At 68.0% G+C, this 24,136-nt stretch carries 19 protein-coding genes; 13 read left to right on the plus strand and 6 right to left on the minus strand.

Going from position 1 to position 24,136, the window contains the following annotated elements; genetic code table 11:
• Positions 1 to 37: 37 nt before the first annotated feature.
• Together KO481_RS32905 and KO481_RS32910 are read right to left on the minus strand one after the other, a co-directional pair.
• Entirely contained in the window at positions 38 to 1,423 is a 1,386-nt protein-coding gene (locus KO481_RS32905; protein ID WP_215922578.1) for an amidase, read from the minus strand.
• 27 nt (positions 1,424 to 1,450) lie between these two features.
• Positions 1,451 to 2,356 (minus strand): D-2-hydroxyacid dehydrogenase, encoded by a 906-nt coding sequence (locus tag KO481_RS32910; RefSeq protein ID WP_245401868.1) that lies wholly within the window; start codon positions 2,354 to 2,356, stop codon positions 1,451 to 1,453.
• Positions 2,357 to 2,500: 144 nt separating this feature from the next.
• On the opposite strand from KO481_RS32910, the gene KO481_RS32915 reads away from it, so the two are divergent.
• From KO481_RS32915 to KO481_RS32935, 5 genes are read left to right on the plus strand one after another with little or no spacing between them, the layout of a single operon-like run.
• The gene (locus tag KO481_RS32915; RefSeq protein WP_308166859.1) at positions 2,501 to 3,241 is read left to right on the plus strand and encodes a maleate cis-trans isomerase family protein; all 741 of its coding nucleotides are present in this window, start codon (positions 2,501 to 2,503) and stop codon (positions 3,239 to 3,241) included.
• A gap of 18 nt (positions 3,242 to 3,259) precedes the next feature.
• Positions 3,260 to 3,976 carry a maleate cis-trans isomerase family protein gene (locus KO481_RS32920; protein ID WP_215922579.1) on the plus strand — a complete coding sequence of 239 codons (717 nt, stop codon included), beginning with the start codon at positions 3,260 to 3,262 and terminating at the stop codon, positions 3,974 to 3,976.
• On the plus strand, positions 3,963 to 4,652 hold the full coding sequence (locus tag KO481_RS32925; protein WP_215922395.1) for a GntR family transcriptional regulator: 690 nt from the start codon (positions 3,963 to 3,965) through the stop codon (positions 4,650 to 4,652). Before KO481_RS32920 ends, KO481_RS32925 begins: the two co-directional genes overlap by 14 nt.
• Before the next feature lie 41 nt (positions 4,653 to 4,693).
• Entirely contained in the window at positions 4,694 to 4,966 is a 273-nt protein-coding gene (locus tag KO481_RS32930) for a type II toxin-antitoxin system Phd/YefM family antitoxin (protein ID WP_215922396.1), read from the plus strand.
• On the plus strand, positions 4,963 to 5,235 hold the full coding sequence (locus KO481_RS32935; protein WP_215922397.1) for a type II toxin-antitoxin system RelE family toxin: 273 nt from the start codon (positions 4,963 to 4,965) through the stop codon (positions 5,233 to 5,235). Before KO481_RS32930 ends, KO481_RS32935 begins: the two co-directional genes overlap by 4 nt.
• A 16-nt stretch (positions 5,236 to 5,251) precedes the next feature.
• Here KO481_RS32935 and truB read toward each other — a convergent pair whose 3' ends face one another.
• Positions 5,252 to 6,175, minus strand: a complete 924-nt coding sequence (gene truB, locus KO481_RS32940) for a tRNA pseudouridine(55) synthase TruB (protein ID WP_215922398.1) — start codon at positions 6,173 to 6,175, stop codon at positions 5,252 to 5,254.
• Positions 6,175 to 6,840, minus strand: coding sequence for a 4'-phosphopantetheinyl transferase Npt (gene npt / locus KO481_RS32945; RefSeq protein ID WP_215922580.1), 666 nt, complete (start codon positions 6,838 to 6,840; stop codon positions 6,175 to 6,177). Before npt ends, truB begins: the two co-directional genes overlap by 1 nt.
• Positions 6,841 to 7,137: 297 nt before the next feature.
• Here npt and KO481_RS32950 point away from each other — a divergent pair, with 297 nt between their 5' ends.
• Both KO481_RS32950 and KO481_RS32955 read left to right on the plus strand, forming a co-directional pair.
• Positions 7,138 to 8,742 (plus strand): MFS transporter, encoded by a 1,605-nt coding sequence (locus KO481_RS32950; protein WP_215922399.1) that lies wholly within the window; start codon positions 7,138 to 7,140, stop codon positions 8,740 to 8,742.
• Positions 8,739 to 9,443, plus strand: a complete 705-nt coding sequence (locus KO481_RS32955) for a TetR/AcrR family transcriptional regulator (protein ID WP_215922400.1) — start codon at positions 8,739 to 8,741, stop codon at positions 9,441 to 9,443. Before KO481_RS32950 ends, KO481_RS32955 begins: the two co-directional genes overlap by 4 nt.
• Here the strand turns inward: KO481_RS32955 and KO481_RS32960 are convergent.
• Positions 9,433 to 9,981: an ester cyclase gene (locus KO481_RS32960; protein ID WP_215922401.1), complete on the minus strand. Its 549-nt coding sequence runs from the start codon at positions 9,979 to 9,981 to the stop codon at positions 9,433 to 9,435. The genes KO481_RS32955 and KO481_RS32960 overlap by 11 nt on opposite strands.
• A 349-nt stretch (positions 9,982 to 10,330) precedes the next feature.
• Between KO481_RS32960 and KO481_RS32965 the strand changes: the two genes are divergently transcribed.
• From KO481_RS32965 to KO481_RS32990, 6 genes are read left to right on the plus strand one after another with little or no spacing between them, the layout of a single operon-like run.
• On the plus strand, positions 10,331 to 16,663 hold the full coding sequence (locus KO481_RS32965) for a type I polyketide synthase (RefSeq protein ID WP_215922402.1): 6,333 nt from the start codon (positions 10,331 to 10,333) through the stop codon (positions 16,661 to 16,663).
• Between the two features lie 11 nt (positions 16,664 to 16,674).
• Entirely contained in the window at positions 16,675 to 18,048 is a 1,374-nt protein-coding gene (locus tag KO481_RS32970; RefSeq protein WP_215922403.1) for an aminotransferase class I/II-fold pyridoxal phosphate-dependent enzyme, read from the plus strand.
• A 47-nt stretch (positions 18,049 to 18,095) separates the two neighbouring features.
• Positions 18,096 to 20,054: an ASPIC/UnbV domain-containing protein gene (locus tag KO481_RS32975; protein WP_215922404.1), complete on the plus strand. Its 1,959-nt coding sequence runs from the start codon at positions 18,096 to 18,098 to the stop codon at positions 20,052 to 20,054.
• A complete protein-coding gene (locus KO481_RS32980) occupies positions 20,051 to 21,214 on the plus strand; it encodes an enediyne biosynthesis protein (protein ID WP_215922405.1) in 1,164 nt (387 codons plus the stop codon). The genes KO481_RS32975 and KO481_RS32980 overlap by 4 nt, the downstream gene beginning before the upstream one ends.
• Before the next feature lie 39 nt (positions 21,215 to 21,253).
• Entirely contained in the window at positions 21,254 to 22,222 is a 969-nt protein-coding gene (locus KO481_RS32985; RefSeq protein WP_215922406.1) for a DUF1702 family protein, read from the plus strand.
• A 2-nt stretch (positions 22,223 to 22,224) separates the two neighbouring features.
• Entirely contained in the window at positions 22,225 to 23,031 is an 807-nt protein-coding gene (locus KO481_RS32990) for an SDR family oxidoreductase (protein ID WP_215922407.1), read from the plus strand.
• A gap of 16 nt (positions 23,032 to 23,047) precedes the next feature.
• Here the strand turns inward: KO481_RS32990 and KO481_RS32995 are convergent, their stop codons facing one another.
• On the minus strand, positions 23,048 to 23,941 hold the full coding sequence (locus KO481_RS32995; RefSeq protein WP_308166873.1) for a UbiA family prenyltransferase: 894 nt from the start codon (positions 23,939 to 23,941) through the stop codon (positions 23,048 to 23,050).
• Between the last annotated feature and the right edge of the window lie 195 nt (positions 23,942 to 24,136).

Raw genomic sequence — 24,136 nt, forward strand, 5'->3', positions numbered from 1 at the left:
GCGCGCACGGCTTGGCGTCAGGTCCCGTGCACGAGTCTCAGGAGGCCAGAACGGTTTCGGCGAACCGCGCGGCGGCAAGGACCAGATCGTCCGAGTGCCGCGGGCCGACGATCTGCAACCCTACAGGCATGCCCTCGGGAGTGCTGCCCGCGGGGATGCTGATCGCGGGTTGCTGAGTCATGTTGAACGGGTAGGTGAATGGGGTCCACTGCGGCCAGCTGCGCAGGCCGCTGTCCGGCGGCACATCGTGACCGGCCTCGAAGGCGGTGATCGGCATGGTGGGGGTGATCAGCAGATCGTAGGCGGTGTGGAAGGCGCCCATCACGATGCCGATCTCGGCGGCGGTCGCGCGCGCGTCGAGATAGTCTACGGCGCTGCGGGTTTCGCCCTCATCCCAGACCGCGCCCAGGCCGGGGTCGACCCGCTCGCGGGTGCCCTCGGGGAATTTCGAGAGCATCGCCGCGGCGCCTGTCGCCCACAGCAGTTCGAACGCCTCGAGGGGATCGGTGAAGCCCGGCTCGGCCGCGACGACCCGCAGGCCCGCCTCGTCCAGCCTGCGCACCGCGGCATCGACCACCGCCGCGACCTCGGGATCGACGTGTGCGTAGCCCAGTGTTGGCGAATAGGCGACGGTGCAGCCGCGCACGTCCCGGGTCAGCTGGCTGCGGAAGGTGGTCAGCGTGGGCGCCTGCTGGGTGGGGTCGCGCGGATCGGGCAGCGACAGGATGTCCATCAGCAGCGCGGCGTCCTCGACGGTGCGGGTGATCGGCCCGCCGTGCGCGAGCGGCCCGAACGGGCTCGCCGGATACATCGGAATGCGCCCGTGCGTGGGCTTGAATCCGACGACGCCGCAGAACGAGGCCGGAATCCGCACGCTCCCACCGCCGTCGCTGCCGATCGACAGCGGGCCCATCCCCGCCGCGACCGCCGCCGCGCTGCCGCCGGACGAGCCGCCGGAGGTCTTGGCGGGATCGGCGGGATTGCGGGTGATGCCCGTGAGCGGGCAGTCGGTGACGGCCTTCCAGGCCAGCTCCGGGGTGGTGGTCTTGCCGACGAAGACGAGCCCGTCCTGGCGCAGCCGCGCGGTGGCGGGGCTGTCGACCGGCCACGGCATATCGGCCTGGATGGAGGTGGAGCCGCGCCGGGTGGGCCAGCCCTCGGTGAGGTAGGTGTCCTTGATCGACATCGGCACCCCGTCCAGCAGGCCCTGCACGTGCCCGGAATGCCAGCGCGCCTCCGATTCCTTGGCCTGCACCAGCGCCCGCTCGGGATCGACCAGACAGAACGCATTCAGCGCGCCGTCCCGCTCGGCGATCGCCTCGAGCACCGCCTCGGTGGCCTCGACCGGGGACAGTGCGCCGGCCGAATAGGCGGTCACCAGCTCGACCGCTGTCATGGCGGCGGGTTCGGCGGGAATATCGATATCGGGGTGGGCCATAGCTGACTCCCTTCAGGCGGGGACGTACCCCAGCCTCTTGTCGACCACGTTGTCCAGTGGCCGGCCATCGATCCACTTCCGGAAATTCGCGGCGAACGCCGCGGTTATCTCGCGGCGCCAACCGGCGAAATCGCCGGAATTGTGTGGCGTGAGGTGGACATTCGGCAGATCCCACAGCGCATGGCCGTGCGGCAGCGGTTCGGGATCGACGACATCGAGCGCCGCACCGGCGAGCAGACCGGTGCGCAATGCGGTGACGAGATCGTCTGTCACTACGGATTCCCCACGACCGACATTGATGAAACGAGCATGCGGTGTGAAATTCGTGAATGCCCGGGAGTCGAACATATTCCGCGTCTGCGGAGTCAAGGGAGCAACGGCCACCACGTAGTCCGCGGCGGGCAGTTCGGCGTACAGATCGGTGGCGACCGTGCCGAAATCCGGATCGTCCTCGCGCGCCCGGCGGCCCAGCCCACGCACCCGCATACCGACCGCACGCAGCAGCCGGGCAGTGGCGCGGCCGATCGATCCGGTGCCCACGATGAGCACCGAGGCGTCGGCGATCCGCTCGGATTCCCGATGCCTCCAGATGTGCTCGCGCTGCAGGCGCAACGATTCGGGCAGATCCTTCGCGAAATTGAGGATCTGCGCGAGTACGTATTCGGCGATGGCACTGTCGAATACGCCGCGGGTGTTGGTGACGATCACGTCGCTGGCGATCAGTTCGTCGAACAGCACGGCATCCACACCGGTGGCACCCACGTGCAGCCAGGACAATCGATCCGCGGCGAACCAGGCGGCGGGTATCGCCGTGGTGCGGAAGTCGTCGACGAATAGCACATCGGCGCCGCGCAACGCCTCGGCGAGCCCGTCCGCGACCGTATAGCGAACCTCGGCCCGCATCGTGACCGGTCGCATCAGCTGCGCATCGGGCCGGGTGCCATCGTGTAATACGGCGACTTTGGGGCCCTCTTTCACATTGACAGACTAGAAACGCATCGTATGATTGTCAACAATCCGATCGTGTGCGGAGGACTGGTAGCGGACGCGAGAGGGGCCCTCGTGGAACTGAACTTTGCCGATATCGATGGGCCCGTGGCCCAGCGTGGCATCGGCATCATCGCGCCGTTCGACCTCGCCCTCGAGCGCGAACTGTGGCGCTGGGCGCCGCTCGAGGTCAGCCTGCATCTGGCCCGCACGCCGTACGAGCCGGTGCCGGTCTCGGTGGAGATGGCGGAGCTGGTCTCCGACGCGGTGCACCTGACCGCGGCCACCCGCAACGTGCTGCACGTGGATCCCGAAGTCATCGCCTACCTGTGCACCTCGGGCAGTTTCATCAAGGGCCTGGCCTACGAGCGATCGCTGGTCGAGGCCATCTGCCGCGCCGGGGCCGCCGCCGCGGTCACCACCTCCGGGGCGCTGATCGAGGCGGTCCGCAAACTGGAGATCACCCGCATGTCGGTGATCACCCCCTACGACGAGCAACTGACCGGCAAGCTGCACGAATTCCTCGACGAGGCGGGCTGCACGGTGATCCGCTCGGATCACCTCGGCCTGGGCGGTGGCATCTGGAAGGTCAGCTACCGCACCATCGCCGAGCGCATCATCAACGCCGACGATCCGCAGGCGCAGGCCATCTTCGTCAGCTGCACCAACCTGCCCACCTACGACCTGGTCGAACCGCTCGAACGGGCGCTGGGCAAGCCGGTCCTGACCGCGAATCAGCTCACCATGTGGGCCTGCCTGGGCCGCATGAAACTTCCCATGATGGGGCCTGGCAAGTGGCTCCAGAACGTTTTCTGAAGGAGACCCGTGACAGCGATCGGATTCATCTACCCCGACCACGCCGCCGAGGACGACTATCCGCGCGCCGGCGCCCTGCTGAATGCAGACCTGCGCATCGCCCACATCTACGGCACCGACCTGCACGCGGTGCCCGAACTACTGGATCTGGGCAGCCCGGACAAGCTGCGGCACGGGGCGGAGCTGCTGGCCGGGCATGCGCCCGCGGCCGTCGTCTGGGCCTGCACCTCCGGCAGTTTCGTCTACGGCCCGCAGGGCGCGCGCGAGCAGGTGCGCGGGCTCGGGGAGGCCGCGGGGGTGCCCGCGTCGAGCACCAGCTTCGCCTTCGTCAACGCGGCGCGGGCGATCGGGGTGGCGCGGGTGGCCGTGTGCGCCAGCTATCCGGACGAGGTCGCGAAGCTGTTCGTGGATTTTCTTGCCGCCGAGGGCATCCGGGTCGTCTCGATGTCGAGCGCGGGCATCGACACCGCGGCCGAGGTCGGCACGCTGTCGCCCGAGCGGGTGCTCGAGCTCGCGATCGCCAACGATCACCCCGAGGCGCAGGCGCTGCTGATCCCCGACACCGCGATGCACACCGTCGAGGTGCTGCCGAGGCTCGAGGCGGCGCTGGGCAAGCCGGTGCTGACCGCCAATCAGGTCACCGTCTGGGAGGGCCTGCGGCTGGCCGGATATGCTCCCGTCTCACCGAGCCTGGGGAGGCTCTTCTCGGAAAGGCTCGTCCATGCCGGTCATTGAGTTCGAACCGGTCAACCGGCAGTCGACCGCGGAAATGATCGCGGACCGGCTGCGGGAGGCCATCATGCGCGGCACGCTCGCGCCCGGCGCGCAGCTCGTCGAGGCCGATCTGGCCGCGCAGTTCGACGTGTCGCGCGGCCCGGTGCGAGAGGCCATGCAGCGCCTGGTCTCCGAGGGACTGCTGCACAGCATCCGGCACCGCGGCATCTTCGTGATCGAGCTGACCCAGGACGACGTGATCGACGTCTACCGGGCGCGCACCGCGATCGAGGGCGGTGCGCTGGAACTGATTCTGGACGGCCGCCGCGAGATCGCCTACGCGGCGCTGGAACCGAGCGTGATCGAAATGGTCACGTGCGCCGAGCGCGGCGACGCCGCCGGGGTGTCCGAGGCGGATCAGGCCTTCCACGAGGCCTTTGTCGACAGCGCCGACAGCCCCAGGCTCACCCGCGCGGCCCGCACCCTGCTGATCGAGACCAGAATGTGCCTGGGCGCACTGCAGTCCGCCTACCCCGACCTGCGCGATCAGGCCCGCGAGCACGTCGACCTGCGCGATGCCGTCGGCGAGGGATCCCCGGCCCGCGCCCGCCAGCTGCTGATCGAGCACATGCACGACGCGGTCGAGCGGCTGCGCGCCCAGCGGGCGCCCGAGCACATCCAATCCGACGTCAGCTGAGCCCACCACGCGTGTACACAATACCGAGTACACTCCAATTCATGGACGACGATTCGATCAGCATCCGGCAGCTACGCGCCAGTCTCGCAGCCGTGATCGACAAGGCGGTCGCAGGCGAGTCGACGACGGTCACCCGCGACGGGCAGCCCGTGGCCGCCATCATCCCCATGTACATGCTGGAAAAGCTCGAACAGTGGGAAGACGAGCAGCTCACCCGGATGGCCGACGAGGCCGAGCGTGAGCCAGGCGAGCGGACCAGCCTTACCGAGATGATGGCCGAGGTTCTCGACGAACCGAAGCATGGCGCGGCGTGAAGTACGGATTCGAATTCACGCCTGCCGCCCGGCGAGCGATCCGAGCCATCCCGCAGGCAGACGCACTGGGATTGCTTAGTGCGATCACCGCCTTGGGCAACGACCCGTACGCACCGAATCCGAACATCAAGCCGATGGTGGGTGACACGTATACCGGCTACTACCGATTGCGCCACGGGAACTACCGCGCGATCTACCGCATCGACGACGGCCTCCTGATCATTCTGGTCATCAACGCGGGGCACCGTCGCGATATTTATCAGCGGTAGAGCGGAGTACCGGCCCCTAGTCGAACAGGCCGCGCGGGCGCACGACCAGGACCGGGGACGAGCGCTTTCCCTTTTCCTCCAGCAGCGCAATGGCTTTGCCGTCCTCGGTGAGGGCGGCGTGCACCCCGCGCAGGCCGATCGGGTCGAGCCAGCGGCCGTCGCGCAGGGATTCGGCCTCCTCGCCCGTGATGCTGCGATGTGGGAAGGCCAGGCGCGCGGCGGAATCGATGTCGAGGTTCAGGGTGGGGTCCTGCGCCAACGCGTCGAGCGTGCGCGCATGCTCGAGGGTGAACGGGCCCACCCTGGTGCGACGCAGAGCCGTGAGATGGCCACCGACGCCGAGGCTTTCACCCAGGTCGCGGGCCAGGGCGCGGATGTAGGTGCCCGAGGAGCACTCCACCTCCACGTCCAGATCGACGAATGTGGTTGCACCGGCCTCGATATCGCGGCGGGCCAGCACCTCGAAGCGGGAGACGGTGACGGGGCGGGCCGCCAGTTGCACGTCCTCCCCCGCGCGGGCGCGGGCATAGGCGCGCTCACCGTCGACCTTGATCGCGCTCACCGTGGCCGGGACCTGTTGGATGTCACCGGTCAATGTCGCTATGCCCGAGGCGATCTCGGCATCGGTGACATGCGAGGCCGGAGCGGTGGACAGGACCTCGCCCTCGGCGTCGTCGGTGACGGTCGCCTGACCCAGGCGGATGGTCGCGGAGTACGCCTTGGTGGTCAGGGTCAGCAGGCCGAGCATCTTCGTCGCGCGCTCCACGCCCAGCACCAGCACGCCGGTCGCCATCGGGTCCAGCGTCCCGGCATGCCCGATCTTGCGGGTGCGCAACAGCTTCCGGCAGCGCGACACCACATCGTGACTGGTCATGCCGCCGTCCTTGTCCACCACCAGCAGCCCGCCCAGCGCGTCCACCAGGGCCGGTTCGCGTCCCATCAGCCGGCCACGATCGCGGTCAGGATCAGCCCGTCGGTGATCAGCCAGCGCCCGTCGAAGGATCGCAGCGGCGCGCCGCCGTCGTTGACCTGGCCGGGAATCAGCAGCTCGCTGCGGAACGTGCCCGACCGGTCGTCGTCGCCGATGGTGAAGGTGATGTGCGCGTCCTCGAATCCGAGCCAGCGTAACGTCAGCGGGAACCACGCCTTGTAGGTCGCCTCCTTGGCGCAGAACAGCAGGCGGTCCATGTGCAGGCCGGTCGCCGGGAGCGCACCGGCGAGCCAGTCCCGTTCGGCGGGCAGGCTCACCGAATCCAGCACGCCCTCGGGCAGTGCGGCGTGCGGTTCGGCGTCGATACCGATCGAGCGCCACCGCAGCCGGTGCGCCAGCGCCGCGGCCCGATACCCGTCGCAGTGGGTGAGGCTGCCCACCACGCCACGCGGGAACAGCGGCATCCCCCGCTCTCCCTTGCCGATCGCCACCTGCGGCTCACCCAGCTGCGCCAGCGCCTCCCGCGCGCAATGCCTGGCGCCGATGAAATCCCGCCGCCGCTTTTCCACCGACTTCGCGATCAGATGCTCCTCACCCGGATGCGGCTTCAGGCCCTCCGGATACCGCAGCAACTCGGCCGCGGCTACCCCGGCGGGCAGAATCCTGCCCAACATCCGCGCGCTACCCCGCTCCTCGATGACCGCCTCCTGTATCGACACCAATCAACCATACGAGCCTACCGAGTTCACCTCTTCGATCTATGCCCTATACACCATTCCCATCGTTGGGAATCTTAAGTACGGTGAATGCGGCACTCGGACTGAACATTTCGGAACGAATGTGTCGAATCATTTCCTGAACCGGACTTTCGTTTGTACGCTACCAAGCAGTAACTAGGTCGTGGGGGGTCGCCGGACAGCGGCTCCCCGGTGTTTGAAGCGGTGGTATAGAACGTGCGCGATGTTCCACAAGTGTCTGGACAGACGATGAACGGCCGGCACACATGGGCGTTCTGGGCCGGGCTCACCGCTACCACGGTGGGAACCCTCTTACATCTACCTATGTATTTCATGGCCGCGAGCATGGGCTACCGCATGGACGGAATGCCCATGGACGGCTCCATGATCGCCGGGATGATCCTGATCGTGATCGGGCTGGGCCTGGCGACCTACGGCCTGTTCCCGCGCCGCCCGGTGCACCGCGAGGTGGCCCGGTTGCGGGTGCGGGCCATGGACGACGCTCCACTGGGCCGCGTGCACGTGCTGCTGGTGCTGGTGCTGGCCACCGCCATCACCATCGACGTCATGAAGCCGACCACGCTCTCATTCGTGGTGCCCGGGGTCGGCAGTGAATATCACCTGCGCACACCGGCCTCGCCGCACCTGCACGCACTGCCGGTGGCGTTGCTGCCGCTGTCCGGCATCCTCGGCACGGCGCTCGGATCGTTCCTGTGGGGCTGGCTCGGTGACCGCATCGGTCGCAAGGCCGCCATCCTGCTGGCCGCTATCTGGTTCGTCGGCACCTCGATCTGCGGCGCGATGCCGAGCTTCCAGATGAACATGGTGATGTGTTTCATCATGGGCCTGGCCGCGGGCGGAATGCTGCCGGTCGCGTTCACGCTGCTGTCGGAGACCATTCCGGCCCGCCACCGCGGCTGGCTGCTGGTGCTGATCGGCGGCGACATCGCCGGCGCGTACGTCATCACGAGCTGGCTGTCCTCCACCATCGGGCACACCTACAGCTGGCGCATCCTGTGGCTCGTCGGCCTGCCCACGGGGCTGTTGCTCGCCCTGTTGGTGCGCTGGATTCCGGAGTCGCCCCGGTATCTGATCGCGGTCGGCCGGGAGTTGGAGGCCGAGCGGGTGCTGCGCACCTATCATGCCGAGATCGTCCGCGCGGACGAGCCCGAACCCACTGCGGCGCAGGGCTTTCGAGAGGGCATCGACCAGCTGCTGCGCCGCCCCTTCCTCGGCGTCACCGTCGTGCTCGCGCTGCTGGGGCTCGGCGTCGGGCTGGTCACCTACGGCTTTCAGTTCTGGCTGCCGACGAACCTACGCACCCTCGGGTTCAGCGGCGTGAGCGCGGACAAGATCCTGCGCGACTCCGCGATCCTGGGCTTCCCGCTCAATTTCCTTGTCGCATACTGCTACCACCGCTCCAGCAAATGGACGCTCGTCGGCCTCAGCACCATGCTCGCGGTGACGCTGGCCGCCTTCGTCGCGCTCGGCAATCATGTCGCGGACAACCGCACGCTCCTGTATGCCCTTCTCGTCGTACCGATCTGGGGATCCAGCTCGATCGTCGCGGTCGTGGTGGCCTACGGATCCGAGGTTTATCCGACCCGAATCCGGTCGCGCGGTACCGGATTCGCCGCGGCCATGACCAAGGCCGGCGGGGTCGCGGTGCTCGCGCTCGTGGTGGTGGCGATCAGCGCACCGTCGATCGGCCGGATGGCGCTACTCAGCGTGGTGCCGGTCGCGCTCGCGGCGATCGTGGCGGTCGGCGCGCTGGTCGAGACTCGGCGCCGGCCGCTCGAGGAGATCACCGCCGCGGAGTTGGGAGAGATCGCGGCATGACCGCACCGTGCCCGGCCGATCCGGCGCCGCCCGGCCCGATTCGAGAGCGTCTGATCGAGGCCACGATTCAGCTCATCTCCGCCGAGGGCCTGGGCGCACTGTCCGTGCGCCGGGTGTCGCGCAGCTGCGACGTGTCCACGATGGCGATCTATTCCAACTTCACCGGCATGCCCGGGCTGCTGCGCGCGGTCGGGTCCGCCGGCTTCGCGCAGCTGGGCAGCCGGCTCGCGGAATGTGCGGTCACCGACAATCCGATCGCCGATATCCTGGTGCTGGGCTTCGTCTTTCGCGACGAGGCCCTGCGCCGGCCGGAGCTGTTCCGGCTGATGTTCGCCACCGACTCGCCGAAGGCGGAGGTGAAACTGAACCGCGGCAACGTGCTATCCGGCGCCGACGACTCCGATTTCGAGAACTTCGCCGAGAGTTTCGACCACATCGTGCGCGCCACCCAGCGGGCGATGGATGCCGGCATCCTGAACGAGGGCGATCCACGCACCACCGCGGCCCAATTCTGGACGGGGCTCTACGGTTTCATCCAGCTCGACATGGCCGGACTCTACGGCGATCGCGGCCCGATCGATGTGCTGCTACCCTCGGTCACCCATGTGCTGGTCGGCATGGGCGCCGATCGAGCTGTTGTCCAGGAGGCGGTGGCCCAGGCCGTACAGCATTCACTGGCCCTGCCCTGCCTCAGCGGATGAGCCCGCGAATCGCCACTCCGGTGCGCTGCCACCAGGCCACGAACTTCTCGGAGAAGCCGTTGCGCTTGGGCATCAGCTCCAGTTGCAGCAACAGCTCGTTGACGTCCCAGGTCGCCTTGCTGCGCCAGATGAGCCCCGAGCGGAACTGCCAGATGTCGACGACGAACAGATCGATCTTGCGGCCCGTGCCCGCGAAACCCGGCGGGGTGAGCAGTCCGGTGTGGGTGCCGGTCATGCGCCACGGCACCATCGCCGCGCGCCCACCGGCCACGATGGTGGGCTCGAACACCAGGTCGTAGTTCACGTCCGGGAAGGCACGGAACGTGTCGCGAACGAACTTCGCCACCCCGGCGCGGCCCGTCATCAGCTCGGGCTCCGAGGGATCGATCCAGCGGGTGTCCTCGGTGACGCAGGCCGCGACCGCCTCGCCGTCGCCGGTGTTCCACCCGGCGATGTACGTGTCGACGAAGGCGCGCAGCCAGTCCTGGCTCTCGATGGGCTCGGCGTCGGGATCGAGAACGAATTCACCGGAGTTCATGGCGTCACCGTACCCCGGGCGAGGGTGCCGCAGACCGGCTGACAGTGTTATTTTTCATCGCCTCCGGATTATGACGCTGTTATACCTCGAGCCACAGCGGAGAATAACGATGATATTCATAGAAATAACATTGTCAGGCCAGCTGGTCAGGGGGTCGCGCCGGGTCGGAATAACAGCGTAATTCACCCGTTGATCAGGCTGAACATGCTGTGCGGCAGCCGCTTTCGTCCACACTTCACGCAAGTTGAGTATTTCCAATATGCTGCCTACTGTTCGATGACAATCGCTAGCCATCGAGGTCGACGCCCGTGGCGCGATATCGAATACGCATACATCAGAGGATCGCGCAATGTCCGATGCAGCAATCGTCGGGATCGGCTGCCGGTTTCCCGGCGGTATCGACGGCCCGGACGCCTTTTGGGATTTCGTCATCGGCAAAGGTGACGGCATCGTGGAGGTGCCACCGGATCGGTGGAGCCTGGAGAAGTTCTACGACCCGGACCCGGAGGCGCCGGGCCGGATGTACACCCGGCACGGCGGGTTCCTGACCCAGTCACTGTGGGAGTTCGACGCCGACTTCTTCGGCATCTCCCAGCGCGAGGCCTCGATCATGGATCCCCAGCAGCGGCTGCTGCTGGAGGTAACCTGGGAGGCCCTCGACGACGCCGGACTGGCCGGCCGGGTCTCCGGGCGCGACGTCGGCGTGTTCGTCGGCGGCTTCATGATGGACAACGCGGTAGGGCGCAACGTCATTCGCTCCGCGATCAGCAGCCACACCCCGACCAGCTCGTCACACACGCTGCTGTCGGCCCGCATCGCATACCTGCTGGACCTGCACGGGCCGACGATGACGATCGACACCGCGTGCTCGTCGTCGCTGGTCGCGCTGCACCAGGCCGTGCAATCGCTGGCACTGGGCGAATGCGAGAGCGCGATCGTCGGCGGCACCAACGCCATGCTGCAGCCCGAGACCTTCATCTCGATGTGCAAGGGCCACTTCCTGTCCGCCGACGGGCGCTGCAAGTCGTTCGACGCCACGGCCGACGGTTACGGCCGCGGCGAGGGCGCCGGCGCGGTGATCCTCAAGCCGCTCGAGGCGGCCGTGCGCGACGGCGACCGCATCTACGCGGTGATCCGCGGCACCGGGGTGAACCAGGACGGCCGCACGCTGGCGATCCCGGTGCCCAATCCCGTTGCGCAGGAGGACCTCGCCCGTCGCGTCCGCACGCAGGCCGGCATCGCACCGGAGGACATCGGCTACGTCGAGGCCCACGGCACCGGCACCCCGGTCGGCGATCCCGCCGAATTGGCGGCGCTGGGCGCGGTGTACGGCGCGGTCGAGGGCCGCACCGAACCGCTGCCGGTCGGCTCGGTCAAGAACAACATCGGCCACACCGAGGCGGCGGCCGGCGTGGCCGGGGTCATCAAGGCCGCGCTGACGGTGTACCACGGGACCATCGCACCGCAGGTCGCGCTGGAGAACCCCAACCCCGACATCGATTTCGAGGCCCTGCGGCTGCGGGTGCCCCTCGCCCCGGAACCACTCGCGCGACCCCTGGTGGCGGTCAACAGTTTCGGCTATGGCGGCACCAACGCGCACGCGATCGTCGGTCCCGCACCAGATTCCACTGCTACGACCGAAACCCCGTCCTCCGCACGGCCGTTGCGGATCCTGCCGCTGTCCGCCCGCAGCGAAACCGCGCTGCGTGAGCTGGCCGGCGAGCTGGCCACCGCCCTGGAAACCACATCGGCGCAACAGCTCACCGCCGCCGCCTGGGTCCGGCGGGCGCATCATCCGCTGCGGTCGGCGCTGCGGTACCGCGACGAGGACGACCTGCGCACCCAGCTCACCGAGCTCGCGGACGGCGGCGGTCAGGCGCCCGCGCGGGCGATCGCCGAGGGACACACCGATCCGGTGTTCGTCTTCAGCGGCATGGGACCGCAATGGTGGGCGATGGGTCGTGCGCTGATCACCGCCGACGGCCCGGGCGCGGCCATCGCGCGCGAAATCGACCGGGAATTCTCGACACTCGCGGGCTGGTCGATCCTCGAGGAAATGCTCCGGGAGGAGCAGGACTCCCGCATCTCCCGCACCGAGATCGCCCAACCGGCCAACTTCGTGCTGCAGGCCGCCCTCGCCGCGGAGCTCGCCGAGCTCGGCATCAGGCCCGCCGCCGTGGTCGGCCACAGCGTCGGCGAGGTCACCGCGGCCTACCTGTCCGGAATGCTGTCCCTGACCGAGGCCGTGACGGTCAGCTATCACCGCTCGCGGCTGCAGGCCACCACGGCCCACACCGGCGGCATGCTCGCGGTCGGCCTCTCGGAGCCGCAGGCGCGCGAGCTGCTCGCCGACCTCGACGGGGTGGACATCGCCGCGGTCAACAGCCCGTCGGCGGTCACGCTGGCGGGGGCGGTGCCCGTGCTCGAGGCACTCGCCGAAAAGCTCACCGCCGACGACGTTTTCGCCCGGATGCTGCGGGTGGAGGTGCCCTACCACAGTCGCCTCATGGACCCGATCCTCGACGACCTGCGCGCGGCGCTGGCCTCCTTGGCGCCGGCGGACGGCGTCCTGCCCTGCTACTCCACCGTCACCGCGGCGGCCGCGACCCGGCAGGACTGGGACGGCGAATACTGGTGCCGCAATGTCCGCGACCGGGTCCGCTTCGCCGACACCGTCGACACCCTGCTGGCCGACGGCCACCGCGTGTTCCTGGAGATCGGGCCGCACCCGGTCCTGAGCGGCAACATCCGGGAAATCCTGCTGCAGCAGGGTATTTCGGGCGCCGCGGTCCCCACGCTGTCCCGCGGCGGCGACGATGCCGAGCACATCACGACCGCGGTCGCCGAGCTGTATCGCGCCGGCGCCCTCGACGGCACCCGGCTTCCCGGCGCCATCGACCCGGCGACCCCGCATCTGGACCTCCCCCGCTACCCCTGGCAGCGCCGCTACCTGTGGACAATGGAACCCGAGACGCGGCTGGACCGCCTCGGCACGCCCGGCGGATTCGCGATGCTCGGCGATCTCGCCTCACCACTGGCCTCGGAATGGGAAGTCCAGCTGTCCGTTTCGAACCTGCCGTGGCTGCACGACCACGTCGTCGCGGATACGGTGGTGCTGCCCGGCGCGGCCTATCTCGATGCCGCCATGAGCGCGGTTGCGGTGCGTACCGGCCGGGAGAGCTTCGGGCTCGAGTCGGTGGAGTTCGTCAGCCCGCTGGTCGTCGAGGAACACGACGTGCCCGTCGTCCGGATCACGGTGGAGGACACCACCCATCGCTTCGCGATCCGTTCGCGGTCCTCGACCGGCACCGCGTGGACACTGCACGCCTACGGCCGCCTGATCGAGGCGGATGTCGATCGCACCACCATTGCCGTTGCGCCACAACCGGACTCGGCCGAAGTACCGGTGGACGAGCTCTACGACCGGATGGCCGAGCACGGGCTGGCCTACGGTCCGGCGTTCCGGCTGCTGCGGCAGGTGCACGTCGGCACCGACGCGGTGGTGGCGCGGCTGGACACCTCCGCCTCCCAGGGCCGTCATCTCGCCCACCCTGCGGTCGTCGATGCCGCGCTGCAGTGCTTCGCCGCGCTCTATGCGAGCACCGCACCCGCAGAGCCGGATCTCGGCGATCCCGAGATCGTGATCCCCGGATCGATCGGGGGCGTGCGCTGGACCGGGCCGATTCCGGCCGATCCGGTCGTCGTGGTCGACCGGGATCCTGTCGATCGGCTGCGGGCCGACATCCGGATCGCCTCTCCCACCGGTGAAGTCGCCCTGGTCCTGTCCGGGGTCCGATTCCGCACGCTCAACCCGCGTCCGGCCCTGACCGACCAGCTGGACAAGTTCTTCTACGAGCCAGTATGGGAAATCGTCGCGGACACAACGGATTCCGCGGCATCCACAGCCGACGAGCACGAGGCCCTGGTCGTGATCAACCTGGGAGCGGAGATCTCCCAGCGGGCCAAGGAGATCGCCAACAGCCGCACCGCGGAGCTGGTCACCGTCGGTAATCATTCCCCGGGCCTGGACCGCGCGCAGGTGCTGGAGCTGCTGCGGGCCACCTACCATCGGCCCGGCGTCGAGCGGCTGCGGCTGGTGGTCGTGCCCGGTACCGATCCGGACACCGTCGAGTTGCTCTACGGTCTGGCCCAGGTGGCACAGGCGATCAAACAGCTTGCCTCCCTGGATGATTCGTCGTCCGAGGAGGTCTCCGACGGCCCGCTCCGGCTGCAGGCGATCGTGGTCACGGAGAACGCGCTGTGCCTGCCGATCGATACTGCGGCCCGGCTCGACCACGCCGTATTCACCGGCGCGCGACGGGAATTGCTGAACGAACTGCCGGCCGCGCAGTGGCGGCTGGTGGACACCGAACCCGGCACCGCGACCGCGACCCTGCTCGAGCAGCTCTACGCCGATACCTCCGCCGACGAGGTCGCGCTGCGGGCGGGCGCCTGCTGGACCATTCGCTGGCGGCACACGTTGTCGGATCATCTGACCCGCTGGAACACCCCGCAACCGCTGACCGACCCGGAGCAGTCTTTCCGGCTGGAGGTTCCGCAGTCGCGGCTGCTGTCGGATCTGGCGCTGCGCACCACCGAGCGGATCGCGCCGGGACACGGTGAGATCGAGATCCGCATGGACGCCGTGGGTCTCAACTACAAGGACACCCGCAAGATCATCGGTGTGCTCACCGAGAAGGAACTGGCGGGCACCTACTACGGCACCGAGATCGGCATGGATGGCTACGGGGTCGTCGAGCGGGTCGGCCCCGGCGTCACCGGCATCGAGCCCGGTGACGAGATGTCCGTCGTGGAGCCGGGCATCATCCGGCGTTTCGTGACCCTGCGGCCCGACGCCGGCGCGACCACCAAGATGGGTGTCGGCGCCGACCGCGCCTTCGACCGACTCCAATTCACCTCGGTGCAGCCGCTTTTCACCGCCGAACTGGCGCTGGGCGAGCTGGCCCGCATACAACCCGGTGAGACGATCCTCATCCACGGCGCGGCCGGTGGCATGGGCATGGGCGCGGTACAGGTCGCGGTCCGCATGGGAGCGCGGGTGATCGCCACCGCCAGTACGCCCGAACGCCGTGACGCCGTCCGGGCGCTCGGCGCCGCGGAGGTGCTGAACTCCCGGTCGATCAGCTTCGTCGACGAGGTCATGCGGCTCACCGACGGCAAGGGCGTCGACGTCATCTACACCTCGGCGCCGGGTGAGATCCTGCAGCAGAACTTCCGGGTGGCAGCCGAATTCGGCCGCATCGTCGACATCGGCAAGGCCGACATCTACGCCTCGGCCACCATCGACCTGCGGCCCTTCGACCGCAACCTGTCCTTCTTCGCCGTCGATATCGACCGGATGGTCGCTTACCAGCCCGACCGGGTGCGCCGCGCGATCGGGCAGGTGGTGGGCGCACTGCGCCGCCGCGAGTACACGCCCATCCCGAACGCCGTGTTCGGGCTGGATCGGCTGACCGACGCGTTCGACACCGTGGCCCGCTCGGCCCAGGTCGGTCGCGTGCTGCTCGACCTGCGCGACGAGCAACCGATGGTGCGGCAGGTCCCGTCCACGGTCGAGATCGAACCCGGCGCAAGCTATCTGATTACCGGTGGATTCGGCGCCTTCGGCCTCGCGACCGCCCGGCAGTTGGTCCGCAGCGGGGCCCGCCACCTGGTGCTCGTCGGCCGTCGCGGCGCCACCACCGACGCCGCCCGCGCCCAGCTCGCCGAATTCGCCGCTGCCGGTGTGGAAGTCCGCGAGGAGCGCGTGGACGTGGCCGACTACGACGCCGTCGCGGACATGATCGCGCGCCTGGCGGCGGGCGATGCACCGCTGCGCGGCGTGCTGCACTCCGCCGGAGTGGTGAACAACCTCGAGATCCCCGAGATCACCGAACAATCGCTGCGCGACATCTTCGAGCCGAAGGTGACCGGTGCGCTCAATCTCGACCGGGCCATCACCGCGGCCGGGGTCGACCTCGACCTGTTCGTGCTGTACTCCTCGGCGAGCGGCATCGCGGGCATGTCTCCCCAATTCGGCTACTGCGCGGCCAATTCCGCCCTCGACACACTGGCGTGGGCGCGACGCGCGCGGGGCTTGCCCGCGGTATCGGTGAACTGGGGCCACATGCGCGGCGACGGCGGCATGGCGGATACGCACGCGATCGCCCAGTACGCCGAGATGACCGGATACCTGTCGCTGGACATGGAATTCGCCACCGTGCTGCTGTGGGAGGCGTTGCGGGCCGATCCGACCCAGGTCGCCCTCCTCGACATCGACTGGGCGCAATGGGCTCTGGCCCACCGCCCGTCGGAGCGAGTGCCCCGCTTCGTCGAGCTGATCGCCGCGGCCGGCGGCGGCGCGGGCAGCAGCGCGCTGCGCGCGGAGATCCTGGCGCTGGATCCGGAGCACCGCGGCGACGTGGTCGGCTACCTGCTCGCCGAGCAGCTGGCGGTCGTGCTCGGGGTCGACGCGGACAGCCTGGACCCGGCCGCCCCGATCAGCGAACTCGGCCTGGATTCGCTGATGGCGGTGGAATTCGGAGCCCGAGTCGTGAAGAGTCTCGGCGTGAAGATGTCGATCCTCTCGATCGGCGCCGGACTATCGCTCGCGGGCCTGGGCGCCAAGGTCGCTGCCCAGATCGCGCACGAGGAAGCAACGTCGGAACCGACGGGAGTATGAGGAATCTGGCGATGACCACCGAGAGTATCGATGCGCGCGGCCTGGCGCGCTCCCTGATGGCCAAACACAGCGGCGGTGCGGCCACCTCCCCGGCAACGGCCGCATCCACCCCCGAACCGTCCCCCTCGGAGGCGACGCCGACAACCGTGCGGCAGCACTCGTTTCGGGACCACCCCGGTGTGATCGACGCACAGAAGTGGGACAGGCTCACCGAATACACCCGCGCGGTAGGCGTTCCGAACCCCTACTTCCTGCCGCACGAGGGCATCAGCGGGCCCATCACCAGCTTCGCGGGCCGCGAGATGCTCAACTTCTCCAGCTTCGGCTACCTGGACCTGGCCGCCGAACCGCGCGTGCACGCCGCCGCCATCGAGGCGATCGGACGATACGGAACCTCCGCGGCCGCGGTCCGGATGGTCGCCGGTGAACTGCCGCTCTACGGCGAGCTCGAGAGCGAGATCGCGCGCATCTACGACACCGATGCCGCGATCGTCACCGCGAGCGGATTCCTCACCAACGCCGCGGCGATCGCCTTCCTGCTCGGCAAGCGCGACCTCGCGGTGTGCGATTCGCTGATCCACAACAGCATGGTCTCGGGTACCGAATGGGCGGGCTGCAAGCGAGTCACGTTCCGGCACAACGATCCCGACTCGCTCGATGCCATCCTCAGCATGTCGCGGCGCAGCTTCGACCGCGTGCTGGTGCTGCTCGAGGGCGTCTACAGCATGGACGGCGACGTCGTGCGGCTGCCCGAGATCATCGAGGTGGCGCGCAAGCACAACTGCTCGATCATGATCGACGAGGCGCATTCGTTCGGCGTGCTCGGCGACCGCGGGCTCGGCGTGCGTGAGATGTTCGACCTGCCCGGCGACGCGGTCGATGTCTGGATGGGCACCCTGTCCAAGGCGATCGGCAGCGTCGGCGGGTATCTCGCGGCCAACCGGGAACTGGTGGAGGGATTCAAATACTCCGCACCGGGCCTGAGCATGTATACCGCCTCGCCCGCGCCCTCGGCCGCGGCGGCGGCCCTGGAGGCGCTGGCCGTGCTGCACGATGAGCCCGAACGCGTTGCGGCGCTGCGGCACAACGGACAGTACTTCCTGCGCCGGGCCCGCGAACTCGGGTTCGACACCGGCAACGGCGAGGGCACCCCGATCACGCCGATCATGATCGGGGACGACCAGCGGGCCCTGAAAGCCTCACTGGGACTGGTGGAACGCGGCCTGATGGTCAATGCTATCGGCCATCCGGTGGTCCCCGCCGGGGAGCAACGCCTGCGATTCTTCATCAACTGCCGCCACACCGAGGAGCAGCTCGATCACGCGTTGAACACCCTGCGTCAGGTGCTCGACGATCTGTCCACGGAAGAAGAACACCAGCAGTGAAACTACGCATCAAATCCCCGCTTCTGCGGAAAGCATTGGTGCCCTTGGTGTCCCTGACACTGATGGGCGCGATATTCGTGCCGGCGCATTCGATCATGGTGCCGCCGGTCTCCAGCGATCCCACCGGCCCGCTGGCCGCCCGGTTCCACTTCACGCCGATGCCGATCGCGGAGCCGCCCGGGTTGCCCGCGCACACCATCCGCGACGTGGAACCCCGGTACCAACACCTCACGGCCTGGTTGTCGACGGTCAACTCGGCGGTCGCGATCAACGACCTGGAGGGCAACGGCAAGGACGATGACCTGTGCATCGTCGATTCCCGTTCCGACAAGGTGATCGTGACCCCCGCGCCGGACAGCGACACCAGCCGTTTCGCGCCGTTCGTACTCGATCCCTCGCCGCTGCCGATGGACGACACGATGGAGCCGGCCGGTTGTGTGCCGGGCGATTTCGACCACTCGGGCCGGATGGGCCTGATGGTCTACTACGGCGGCCGCACCCCGATCCTGTTCCTGCCGCGCGCGGGCGCAACGCATCTGGACAACAACGCGTTCAAACCCGTTGAGCTGGTGCCCTCCCCGGTCGGCCCGAAGGGGACCTACCAGGGCGCGCGCTGGTTCACCCTGGCCGCATCGGTCGCCGACTTCGACGGCAGCGGCAATCCGAGCATCTTCCTCGGAAACTACTTCCCGGACAGCGATTTCATCGGCCACAACGGCAAGCTTCCGCTGACGTTGAACGAATCGTTCTCCAACTCGACCAATGCCGGAGGCGATCATCTGCTCGCCTTCCAGCACGGCACCGGCGGCGCCGACCCCACCGCGGACTACCGGGAGGTGTTCAACGCCTTCCCGCCGGGCACGACCAACGGCTGGACCCTCGCCGCGGCCGCACAGGATCTCACCGGTGAGCAGCTGCCGTCGCTGTATGTGGCCAACGACATGGGCCACGGACACCTGTTCGTCAACGAATCCACCCCGGGGAACTTCAAGTTCCGGCTCGCCGAGGGGCAGCGTGGCTGGACCGACCCGAAGTCGTTCGTGCTGGGCAACGGCTCGTTCAAGGGGATGGGCGCCGACTTCGGCGACCTGACCGGCAACGGCATGCCCGACCTGTTCGTGAGCAACATCGCGCAGCGGTGGGGCGTCATGGAGGCGAACTTCGCCTTCTACAACTCCGCGAAGAACACCAAAGACGCCGCCGCACAGCTACATTCCGGAATCGCTCCGTTCAAGAACGATGCGGTGAAGAAGGGGCTGGCCTGGGACGGCTGGGGCTGGGACAACAAGATCGCCGACTTCGACAACAGCGGCCGTCCCCAGATCGTGCAGACCAACGGCATGTTCAAGGGCAAGGTCAGCCGCTGGCCTCAGCTGCAGGAAATGGTCACCATGAACGACGTGCTGACCAAATACCCCTGGGCCTGGCCGAATTTCACAGCCGAGGGCGATCTGGCCGGTAACGATCGGATCGGGTTCTTCGCCCAGGACGCCAACGGCAAGTTCACCAACATCTCCTCCGCGCTCGGTGTCTTCGACCCGACCCCGACCCGCGGCATCGCCGTGGGTGACTCGACGGGCAACGGCGCGTTGAGCTTTGCGGTGGCCCGCCAGTGGCAGGCACCGATGTACTACCGCAACGACTCTCCGGACCGCGGGCAGTACCTCGGGCTGAAGCTGTTCACGCCGGCGGCCAACGCCGCGCCCGGCGAGACGACCATCGCCGGTAAGCCGGTGCTGGGCTCCCCCGCCCTCGGCGCGGAGGTGTCGGTGACCACCCCGGACGGTCGCAAGCACGTGGCACAGCTCGACGGTGGCAGCGGCCATTCCGGAAAGCGCTCCACCGATATCCATCTCGGCCTGGGCACCATCGATCCCGCTGTGCCGCTGCAGGTTCAGATCTCCTGGCGTGACAACCAGGGCGGCACCCACACCCAGCAGCTGCCGCTGCGGCCCGGTGCGCACACCCTCGTTCTCGACTCCGATGCCCGGGAGGTCCAGCAGTGAGCATCGAAACCAACGGCCACGCCGAAACGAACGGCCACGCCGAGTCCAACGGCCACGCCGAAACGAACGGCCACGCCGAGTCCAACGGCCACGTCGACACCAACGACACTTCCGCGGCGACCGCGGTTGCCGTGAGCACCAACGGCAACGGCGCGGCTCCCGCGGCCGCCCCCGCCACGAAGACCTGGCGGCAGAAGTGGCTGGGCGTCAACAAGGAGGGCAGGGACCCCCGCTATCTGGCGTTGCGCAACTTCGCGGGCTCGCTGACCGTCTTCAATGTCATCGGATTCGCATTCCTCGGCTTCGAACAGCCGCGGCTCTGGCCGTTTCTGGCGCTCGCCACCGCATATTCGGTCGAACTGATCCTCGAGACGCTGGCGGCGTGGGCCTATCGCCGTCCGGCGGCCTACCGCGGCAACGGATTACGCGGCCTGATGATTTTCCTGATGCCCGCGCACATCACGGGCCTCGCGCTCAACTTCCTGGTGTACGCGGCCGACAGCTTCTGGCCGGTGATGTTCGGCATCACCGTCGCGGTCGGCACCAAGTGGGTGTTGCGCGCCAAGATCAACGGCAAGGTCCGGCACTTCATGAACCCGTCGAACTTCGGGATCGTGGTGGCACTGTTGGTCTTTCCCGCATTCTCCATCGTGGGCCCGTACCACTTCGTGGAGAACCTGCACGGCCCCGCCCATCCGCTGATCGTGCTCGGCCTGCTGATGACGGGCACCATGCTGAACGCGAAGCTGACCAAGAAGATGCCGCTGATCGCCGCCTGGCTGGGCGCATTCGTCCTGCAGGCGGTGGTGCGTGGACTGATCGACCCGCATATCGCGATCATCTCGGCGATCCTGCCGATGACCGGGCTGGCCTTCGTGCTCTACACCAACTACATGATCACCGACCCGGCGACCTCACCGTTCGCCAAGCGGGACCAGATCGCGTTCGGCGCCTCGGTCGGCATCATGTACGGGATCCTGGTGGCCCTGCACGTGTCCTACGATCTGTTCTTCGCGCTGGTGATCGTGTGCGCGTGCCGCGGAATCTTCTGGTGGTCGCGCAATATTCGCGAATGGCTCGGTAATCGCAGGCAGGCACCCGCGCCCGCCGAGGCCACCCCGGCCGCCGAGGTTCTCGAACCCGTCGCGGCCCCGTCCTGACCCGCGAAATTCCCTGAGCCGCACAAAGAATCGAGAACCATGCCTTCGATATTCGGACCATTGCGCTCCACGCTGCTCGGCACCCGGATCACCGAGCCGCCCCTCGAGAGCCGCCCCGGCTTCGTCCAGCCCAATGCGGCGACCGCCGCCGAGCTGGAGCGGGTGGCCACCCACCTGGCCCAGGGCATCGACCAGGCGGTGCGCACCAAGGACAACGACGAGCTGATCGCGCTGATCAACCAGAAGCCCGAGCAGTACCGGGGTTTCGCGTTCGAGGGCGCGGCCACGGGCCTGGCCGCGGTCGATTCGATCACCCCGTTCAGTCATCGGGCGCACGACCTGATCACCGGGCCCGCCGCCCAGCACGACCTCACCATGTATGTGGGCGTCGGGCTGGCGCTGGGCCGGATCCCGAGGCCCATCTGGCGCAAGGTCTTTCCGAGACACCAGACCTACCGGTGGCTCGCGCTGGACGGGTACGGCTTCTACAACGCCTTCTTCCGCACCGAGAAGTGGGTCGGCCGCCATCACGTCGATCAGCGGTTCCCGGGCTGGATGGGTGATGCGGCGCCGCTGAAGCGCGCGGTCGACCAGGGCATCGGTCGCGCGCTGTGGTTCATCAGCGGCGGCTCCCCCGAGGGCGTCGCGAAACTCGTCGACGAGTTCGACGAGAGCAGGCACGCGGATCTGTGGAGCGGCATCGGCATCGCCACCACCTTCGCCGGCGGTGTCGAGGTCGCCGATCTCGAGGCCATCCTCGCCCGGGTGCCGCAGTTCCGGGAGCCGCTGGCCGCGGGCGCGGCCATGGTCGCGAAGATCCGCACCCAGGCCGACAGCGCCACCCCGCACACCCATGTCGCCGTGCGCACCTACTGCGCCGGGCGCACCCTCGACGAGGCCGTCGCACTGGTGGACCAGGCGTTCGCCGACGTGCCGCAGGACGGCACCGCCCTGGGCTACCAGCGGTGGCGCGACCGCCTGGGCGAACTCGCCGCGACGAAGGGCTGAGCATGAACTGGACCGACCAACACGTCATCGTCACCGGAGGATCGGAGGGCATCGGCGCGGCCGTGGCCGCCGCGTTCGCCGAACGCGGTGCGAAGGTGTCGATCATCGCCCGGCGCGCGGACGCGCTGCGGGCGACCGCGGAACGCATCGGCGCCGAGTGGCACGTCGCCGACGTCACCGACCGCGAGGGGCTGGCCGCCGCGATCAAGGAACTCGAGGCACGCCACGGTGACTGCGTGGCGCTGGCGTGCTGCGCGGGCCTCACGCTGCCCGGACTGTTCCTGGACGTCGACGCCGACGAGTTCGGTATCCAGATGGATGCCAACTATCTCGGCTCGGTGCACGCGATCCGGGCTGTGCTGCCGGGGATGGTGAAGCGCGGCAGCGGCCGCATCCTGCTGACCAGCTCCACCTCCGCGTTCATGGGCATTCCTGGCTACTCGAGCTACGGCCCGACCAAGGGCGCGGTGCGGCAGCTCGGGCTCTGCCTGCGCTACGAACTCGAACCCGTGGGGGTGCGCGTCTCGGTGCTCTATCCGGCCGACACCGACACTCCGGGGCTGGCACGCGAGAACCTGCGCAAGCCGGTCGAGACCAAGGCCGTCACGGGATCGATCGCGCCGATGCCGGCCGAGCGGGTCGGCGCGGCAGCGGTCCGGGGCCTGGAGCGGGGGCGTCCGCACATCGCGGTGGATCCGCTCACGGCGTTCCTGATGCATTGGGCCAATGGGGTCGAAGACGTGTCCCGGCCGTTCTTCCGCCGCAGCATCGCCCGCGCCCGCCGCAAGGCGGCGGGCGGCGGCCGATGACCGTGGCGGGCGGGCGTCATCGAGACGCGAAGTAACCGGCCGCGGGCAGGATCGAGGTCCACGCCAGCGGCACCACGGCCAGCGAGAAGACCTTCGCATCACGGATCACTGCCACCGCTTCGTCCAGCGGCTTGCCCCGGACGCCATTGATCATGCGGACCAGATAGACCCCCAACATGACGACCGCCGCGAGATAGGGGATATATACCCAGGAGAATCCGACGACCGGGAACGTCACCCCGACGACAATGCCCGCGCCGATCACCAGTTGCGCGAGCGCCACTCCCAGTGACGGCAACAGCCCGATCGCACGCGGAAAACTATTGATGCCGTGCTCGGTATCCTCCGGTATATCCTCTGCCGAGTTCACCACGGATACCGAGTTCGCCGCGACGGCAATTCCGATCACGATAACCAGCGACATCCAGTCGAAGGGCCTGTCGTGCACCCGGAGCAGGGTAATTCCGGGCAGGATGAGCAGACTCATCGCGATGACGACTATGTGCCATATTCCGGTGCTCTTCAAATGCAGCGGCGGCAGCGAATATTGAAAGCTGATGATGATCAGCAGTCCGCCCCAAATCACCAGATCCAGACGACGGGTCGATGCGACCAGCCAGGCGAGGATCAGGACCATGACGATCAGGTGCGCCAGCACCAGCCGGTTCATTCGCGGTATGCCGAGATCGCGCACCGCGTGGGCCAGCCGGGTCTTGAAATCCAGGTCCTGCCAGCGGTCGGCCATGGCGTTCACCAGGTTGCCGCATTGGAAGTACACGCTGACGAACACGATCGTGCCGATGGTTCGCAGCGAGAATACCTCGGCACGGGTGTGCACGCTCAACACGACTATGGCCGCCATAATGCCGACACTCATCGGCAGCAACTCGAACCGGGACACAGTCAGCACGAGCCGCAATTTCTCCATCGGGGAAAGGTCGCGGCCGGACTCCCCGGGACCGGCCGAGAATACCCGGCGACACTCGGCAACGGAACTAGAGAGCATCAATTCTCCAACTCTTCGGATGAAATCCGTCCACCCGCGCACAATACAAGCCATTCCAACCTACGACAATCCCAATGACTATCGCGTCGATAGTCGAGA

This window comes from Nocardia albiluteola (assembly GCF_018860155.1).
Classification (GTDB): Bacteria; Actinomycetota; Actinomycetes; order Mycobacteriales; family Mycobacteriaceae; genus Nocardia; species Nocardia albiluteola.

Excerpts from the sequence above, each read along its gene's own strand:
- KO481_RS32910 (WP_245401868.1), bottom strand. The coding sequence starts at position 2,356 with ATGCGACCGGTCACGATGCGGGCCGAGGTTCGCTATACGGTCGCGGAC.
- KO481_RS32925 (WP_215922395.1), top strand. The coding sequence starts at position 3,963 with ATGCCGGTCATTGAGTTCGAACCGGTCAACCGGCAGTCGACCGCGGAA.
- KO481_RS32930 (WP_215922396.1), top strand. The coding sequence starts at position 4,694 with ATGGACGACGATTCGATCAGCATCCGGCAGCTACGCGCCAGTCTCGCA.
- truB (WP_215922398.1), bottom strand. The coding sequence starts at position 6,175 with ATGGGACGCGAACCGGCCCTGGTGGACGCGCTGGGCGGGCTGCTGGTG.
- npt (WP_215922580.1), bottom strand. The coding sequence starts at position 6,840 with ATGTTGGGCAGGATTCTGCCCGCCGGGGTAGCCGCGGCCGAGTTGCTG.
- KO481_RS32955 (WP_215922400.1), top strand. The coding sequence starts at position 8,739 with ATGACCGCACCGTGCCCGGCCGATCCGGCGCCGCCCGGCCCGATTCGA.
- KO481_RS32960 (WP_215922401.1), bottom strand. The coding sequence starts at position 9,981 with ATGAACTCCGGTGAATTCGTTCTCGATCCCGACGCCGAGCCCATCGAG.
- KO481_RS32965 (WP_215922402.1), top strand. The coding sequence starts at position 10,331 with ATGTCCGATGCAGCAATCGTCGGGATCGGCTGCCGGTTTCCCGGCGGT.
- KO481_RS32970 (WP_215922403.1), top strand. The coding sequence starts at position 16,675 with ATGACCACCGAGAGTATCGATGCGCGCGGCCTGGCGCGCTCCCTGATG.
- KO481_RS32985 (WP_215922406.1), top strand. The coding sequence starts at position 21,254 with ATGCCTTCGATATTCGGACCATTGCGCTCCACGCTGCTCGGCACCCGG.
- KO481_RS32990 (WP_215922407.1), top strand. The coding sequence starts at position 22,225 with ATGAACTGGACCGACCAACACGTCATCGTCACCGGAGGATCGGAGGGC.